Genomic DNA, 1,652 nt, shown 5'->3' with positions numbered 1-1,652 from the left:
GTGCAAAAATTGACAAAACCCCTACAAAACGTATATTATTAGTTGAATTCATAGGTTGTGTTGTCAATATTGATTGTTTTTTGAAGATCTATAAAATATTAACATATTGAAATATAATGTTTTTATTTTTTGCTATTTTTTTATCTAAAAGCAGCAACCGTCAAAACTCAAAACCCCGTCAAAACTTATAGAGATTAGTTTTGGATAGTGTTGACACAAGATTTAAACGTTGCTTCTTTTTTTTTAATGATAAACAAAAACCCTCAAAGATCATTCGTAAATCCTCTTTTGGTACGATAAGATTTTTGAAGGTTTTAAGCATAACAAAAAAATTATCAGCGTTTCATTGTTTTATACTGTTGCTTTTGACTAAAGGATGCCATTCATAGCGTATAGTAGGTCGACCGCCTTTAGAGCTATTTTCACTTGCTATTTGACGAATATGATTGGAACGGCATAAAATCTCTAGAGCCTGCTTAACGACTTCATTGTCTGTTAAACATTTCCAATCACGCCTGTAAATATCGCGTGCAGTAAAAACATTTGGTAAATGATCACAACGCTCGATAATCAATTTTGCACAATCGTCTATAGAGGCATTCCCCGCCGCATAAAGCCTTTTGACATGGCTTAACAGATATTTTTCCCAACGCAAGGCTGTTTGAAGAGCACCTTTATTGATTTCAAAACGACCCCCTTCGGTCAATTCAAAAATCAACGCAAGACTTGCTATGGTCTTAGGCATTTTTAAAAGATGCGATTGTAAGCTTTCAGAGAAACGACCACTTTTGGCCTCTCTATGAAGATTTTCTAGCCATTCATAAAATTTCTCTTGTGCTTTTGGCATAAAACGCATGATCAGCGGGTGCTCTGGAGAACCTAGTCGTTTATCACGAAAAGAGCGAAAAACACCTTCATACTTTTGCCAACCCTCTTGATTGGGTGGTCTATCAACCAATTGCCAATCTTTTGTCTCATCGGGCCACACCAACATTTGAAACCGTTGCAATAAACCGTCATCATTTATTCCATGGTGTATGGCTTGAATAATGGGAATAATTCGTGAAGGTTGAATGCCTCCAATCATTGATAAAGTTACATGGGGGATAAAAATGGTTCCACGCTCTATACGGTCATAGGTAAATTGATCATCTCCATTAAAAGCTGTTAAATAAAAAGAACGGTCTGTTTGATATTCCTTTCTCTCTAGATTGGCTAAAAAACCAGATAATTCATCACGCACCATTAAGAGACCACGGGGGTTTTCTTTTAACAATTCCCCAAGCTTTTCGACCGTCACATCATTGACAATAAAACGCGAGACATCATCATCATGAGCACTGTCTTTAGAGAGCGTTTCAAACAACAGAGCACGGGCTATTTCACACTCACCTTTTTTAAGTGCTTTATTGGCTTGTCTTTCTTTTTCTCTTTTGTCTAAACTTTCTAATCTCTCTTCAATTTCTTGCCTTTCTTTCTGCTTTAACCACTCTTTATACCATTCCTTTTGAAGGCGCGTGATAGGGGCTAAAGCGGCTTTCATGGCTGGTGTTTTATATGTTGACGATTGACCAATAAGAGCCCCCCAGAGATTAGGAACAATTGTCCAATCATCATGTTGTTTTGGAGCAACCCGCACGCCATTTCCAATG

Annotated in this window: 1 protein-coding gene; it reads right to left on the bottom strand. The window is 37.2% G+C overall.

The window, feature by feature from the left end; genetic code table 11:
* Nucleotides 1-343: 343 nt before the first annotated feature.
* A partial coding sequence (locus HWX04_RS08115) for a YfjI family protein (RefSeq protein WP_175869613.1) occupies nucleotides 344-1,652 on the bottom strand: 1,309 nt, incomplete at its 5' end.

The organism is Bartonella gabonensis (assembly GCF_903679515.1).
Classification (GTDB): Bacteria; Pseudomonadota; Alphaproteobacteria; order Rhizobiales; family Rhizobiaceae; genus Bartonella; species Bartonella gabonensis.
Note: the sequence above shows the minus strand (reverse complement) of the source record. Positions and strands in the feature narration are given on the sequence as shown.